Origin of the sequence: Methanolobus sp., from assembly GCF_030682845.1 — an archaeon.
Taxonomy (GTDB): domain Archaea; phylum Halobacteriota; class Methanosarcinia; order Methanosarcinales; family Methanosarcinaceae; genus Methanolobus.
Map to the genome: position 1 here is coordinate 1 of NZ_JAUXNK010000029.1, position 4,159 is coordinate 4,159.

Annotated in this window: 6 protein-coding genes and 1 tRNA gene; 2 read left to right on the forward strand and 5 right to left on the reverse strand. The window is 46.5% G+C overall.

Translation table 11 applies throughout. The annotated features are described in order from the left end of the window. Positions 1-153 precede the first annotated feature (153 nt). The 3 genes from Q8J68_RS02715 to Q8J68_RS02725 all read right to left on the reverse strand — a co-directional run bounded on the left by Q8J68_RS02715 (position 154) and on the right by Q8J68_RS02725 (position 1,157). Positions 154-225: transfer RNA gene (locus tag Q8J68_RS02715), tRNA-Thr, on the reverse strand. Positions 226-306: 81 nt separating this feature from the next. Further along, the gene (locus tag Q8J68_RS02720; protein WP_015054540.1) at positions 307-813 is read right to left on the reverse strand and encodes a chorismate pyruvate-lyase family protein; all 507 of its coding nucleotides are present in this window, start codon (positions 811-813) and stop codon (positions 307-309) included. Positions 814-845: 32 nt separating this feature from the next. Continuing rightward, positions 846-1,157, reverse strand: coding sequence for a DUF5611 family protein (locus Q8J68_RS02725; RefSeq protein ID WP_305310020.1), 312 nt, complete (start codon positions 1,155-1,157; stop codon positions 846-848). A 328-nt stretch (positions 1,158-1,485) separates the two neighbouring features. On the opposite strand from Q8J68_RS02725, the gene Q8J68_RS02730 reads away from it, so the two are divergent. Continuing rightward, positions 1,486-2,034 carry an META domain-containing protein gene (locus Q8J68_RS02730; protein WP_305310021.1) on the forward strand — a complete coding sequence of 183 codons (549 nt, stop codon included), beginning with the start codon at positions 1,486-1,488 and terminating at the stop codon, positions 2,032-2,034. A gap of 38 nt (positions 2,035-2,072) precedes the next feature. Here Q8J68_RS02730 and Q8J68_RS02735 read toward each other — a convergent pair whose 3' ends face one another. After that, entirely contained in the window at positions 2,073-2,768 is a 696-nt protein-coding gene (locus tag Q8J68_RS02735; protein WP_305310022.1) for a radical SAM protein, read from the reverse strand. A gap of 142 nt (positions 2,769-2,910) precedes the next feature. Between Q8J68_RS02735 and Q8J68_RS02740 the strand changes: the two genes are divergently transcribed. Continuing rightward, positions 2,911-3,213 (forward strand): hypothetical protein, encoded by a 303-nt coding sequence (locus Q8J68_RS02740; RefSeq protein WP_305310023.1) that lies wholly within the window; start codon positions 2,911-2,913, stop codon positions 3,211-3,213. A 48-nt stretch (positions 3,214-3,261) separates the two neighbouring features. Here Q8J68_RS02740 and Q8J68_RS02745 read toward each other — a convergent pair. Next, positions 3,262-4,159 (reverse strand): methanogenesis marker 2 protein (locus Q8J68_RS02745; RefSeq protein WP_305310024.1); only part of this gene is annotated, 898 nt, incomplete at its 5' end.

The following is a 4,159-nucleotide window of genomic DNA, read 5'->3' on the forward strand; positions in this document are numbered from 1 at the left end:
CCCGGTATTTCATAAATGAAGAAAATTGATTCAATCGTATATATTTTGTGGCTTCACTAATTCAAAATAGGTTCTCTAACTTTTCTTTAAACAATACTGGAAGTGCTAACAAAAATATAAAATAGAAAAGGGGTTTTTTAACCCCTAATATCAAGCCTCGAACGGGATTTGAACCCGCGACCTCGTCCTTACCAAGGACGCGCTATACCCCTAAGCCATCGAGGCGCAGAATGAATGAGTGCTGGGGGTGCGAATCCATAATATACAGAATCGATTAATAAGTTTTCGGTTGGGGGGATATTGGGTTTATAAGCACCAGCGGGAATCCACCGGAAAACGCTCGTTGATCCACATGAGCACACTATTGTTGTGTACGATGCGGTATGAACGAGAGAGAACGGTGCAGGCGTCGAAGAGGGGCTCGTGCCCGATAAGGTCGATGCTCTCAAAATCCCTGCGGGTTTCTATGTTATGGTCGCGGAGGATCCTTCCTATGGGGATGTCGGCTTTCATCATATCGCAGCGCACACCCTCTGGCATCTTCTCCAGAGGAGAAAGGGAGCGTGCGTACACGTAAGGGACATCACCCGAGGTAAGTGTTACCACGCGGTCATTGATGTCCGCGCCCACAGCTACCCCGAAGATCTGCGCCATGCGCTCGTCGGCGGGGATAACGTACTGGTACTCAGTCACAACCGCTGTGGGGTGCCTGGTCATTATCTCCAGCAGGAAGGTCACGGAGCCGTCCGTGCCGGCGCACACCCTCAGGCAGGTAGGGATATCAAAGCTCTTCAATTTTTCAAGGAAATCCATGATAAAATGCCCAGGTAAAAAATTGAAGGATTTTATTCAGAAACACTCTTCTTTGCCTGCTTCAGACGCTCTTTTGCACTGTAGCCGGTAGCCTTTAAAAGGAAATCCCTGAAACGCTTATTGGAATCCAGGATAAGGTTGTCATCTTTGAGCGTTGTATCGGATACCGTCTCGACAGCCATATTCTTGCCTTCCACCCATACAGTAAGTGTAGACAGTATGCCGTATGAAGTGACAAGTTTCCTGCCGTCGCGCCTGACCTCGGAAGGGAATATCTCCTTCATGCATTCTTCTAACCTGTCAATATCAGGTGCAAATCCTCTTTTCAACTTGTATTCCTGCATTTCAATCACATCATATAACCGGCTTAAAATGAATAAATGTACCGGTAGACAGGCAGGAACAGCATTTATTGAAAACCATTAACCATATCCATTATTGGATATGATTTACCATCATTTTCGAAAGTTATTAATCATGAAAATACAGATATATCTATGCAGGTCCATTGGAACAGGGAGTGTCTTGAACAGAACAGCCAGGTCTGGATAAGAATGCAGGATAATCTTTAAACAAATGGGGAAGGAAACTCCATCCTGGAGGTGAACACGGCCCCTGTGGGACCTTTTCACTGAAATTTCTGCACAATCATTTCCCAGGGAGAGGTGTTAGATGAGAAGAAAAGATATATGGGTTTTATCATTAGTGTGCTTCCTGATGGCTTTTTCTGCCTTCACACTCGGTTGCACTGAAACACCCCAAGGATCAGGAAACGATACTATCCTTGAAGATAACGTAACGCCAGTAAATGGAGATACTGAGGCAACTTCCACAGAGATATCCGACGAGAACATAGCTGATATTAGAAATATCGAATGGCAGTGGACAGGGCTGGACGGAGAAGGACCAGGAAGCCAGTTGCAGGTACCTGATCCGGAAAACTACAATATTGTATTCCTGGAGGATGGTATATACTACTTCAGGGCAGACTGCAACACCGGAAGCGGGGACTATACAATGGAAGGTAGCAGCTTGACACTGGAGCCCGGAATGATGACGCTTGTAGCATGCGACGAGGAATCACTTGATAGTGGATACCTTGCATCGTTGGCCAACGTGACATCTGCATCAATTGAAGATGGACAGCTTATCCTTTACCTGGAAGAACAGGAGAGCAGGATGATCTTTAAAAATGCGCAAGAGCTTGGTGAATTCTACTAAAGTCAAACTCCCGGCCCAAAAGCATTGAGAAGGGAAGATTAGATTTTCATTACCATCTTCCCCATTTCACCTACAAGGCGCACCTGGGGGACTTTCAACACCAGTATACCACCAAGTTCTTTCATCTCCTTCCCGGAAGGAGTCGGCCTCTCATGACCCATAAAAGGCAGGTCGAATTCAGGATTGCTCATGAACTGGTAGAGCATAACCTCTGAAGCCCCCTCAACAGCCGGCAGGATGTACTGTATTGTTTTAGGATTAATGAATTCCGGGATGACCCGTATCCATACTCTCAGCCATTTCTGTTGTGCGATCTCTATGGACCTGCGAAGCAGAGCAACATAATTTGTACTGCGCTCTTCAGACATCCCCGTAAGAACCATAATTCCCTGAATATCTTCCAGGGGCGCCTTTATCTCAAGCACAAAACCCTCCACAAAAGGAAAGGCTTTCTCAAGCACATCTGGTTTCATACCATTGGATTTCAATATGACCTTCTTGCCAATGCCCGCAAGTGCCTCTATCAGTGGAAGCATGTCTTTTTGAAGCGTCGGCTCAGCCCCTCCCAGATAGACATTTTTGGTTGTGGACTGCTTTGCAAAGTTTACAACATCCTCAACAGACCACTCCTTAAATGGCTGGTGTATGTGCACGCAATACGGACATTTCATATTGCAACCTGCAAATTCCACCCGGATCTGCCCCAGTGCATCAGATAGATCGATCAGTCTCATGAGAATTCTTCCTATTATCAGAAAGGTGCACATAAAAGAAATCCTTATCTATATAGATACGCGCCTGAAGGCCCAGGGATAAGCTACAGCGAATATTATTTATCCGGCGCACACCATCAACCATCAGTTAAAGGTGATAGCATTGGTAAGAAAATTGCAACTTGAAGACCTGGAAAGAATAAAAAATGAAGCTGAGGGTAACGAGGAAGCAAGCGAACTGGAAGGGCTTTACGATCTTATAATACCCCCGGGTACTCCGTCCTACATCGTTTATGACCTTGTTGAAGAGTTCGAGCTTGAACCGCTCCAGAGAAGGATAAAGGTCAACATCGTAGAATGTGACGAAAGGGAACTAATAGTGCTACGCGGGACGCTGGAAGTGGTCCAGGCCGCTGAGAAATTCCTGCATGAAGAACTTACGGCATGGGTAAACAGTGATAACTGAGGCTGCTTTAACTTTTTTACCGCCATCAAGACTTTAAGACTTGCATCTTCAGGCATCGATCCCAGTGATACAGTCCTTCAGGAAATCAAATACTGTTGCCCTGCGGTCGCCATAAAGTATATCCAGTTTACGGGTATTATCGATTTTCCCAACCACTGCAGCCATAATCCCCACTTTCTCGAATATGCGGAGGCATTCGGCGGCATTCTCCTCCTTTGAAGTCAGGATGTATCCTGTCGCCGGATATATCTTGAGCCACTGCTCAAAGTCCACACTCTCAGGACAGGGGATCAGACCCAGGTCCACGGAAGCTCCTGTCTTACTGATCTCACAAAGCATACCCAGAGTGCCGATAGTACCAGGGTTGCTGATATCTTTGCCTGCGGTCACAAGCTTCTTCTCACCGATTTCCTGCATCACCATGAACCTTTCACGGACTACAGCAGGCTCCTTGAATGAAGTAGTGTCCCAGCTGTAGGGAGAGTTTGTCCCGACCCTGCCATCCATATCATAAGCTGCAATGATGACATCACCTGGTTTTGCGGAGTCACTGCGAATCACACAGCCTTTTTTAGCTATGCCAATAATAGCCACAGCAAGCGAATTATATGGAGTGTCGGGGTGCATATGCCCTCCCACCATAGGTACGCCGAACTTTTTTATCCCGTCCCTGATGCCTTCCATGATCTCTTTAGTGGACTTCGGATCGCTTGAAGACATGATATTGACCATTGCAAGCGGTCTTCCACCCATGGCCGAGATATCATTGACATTGACAACAACGGAAGTATAACCTGCCCACCAGGGACTCTTGTTCGCAATCTTACCCCATATGCCATCAGCTGCGAACAGAATCACATCGTCGCCACCGATATCAATTACAGCAGCATCGTCCCCGAAGTCCACAACGGCATTATCGTATTCACTGCGGACGGTCTCAAAGACA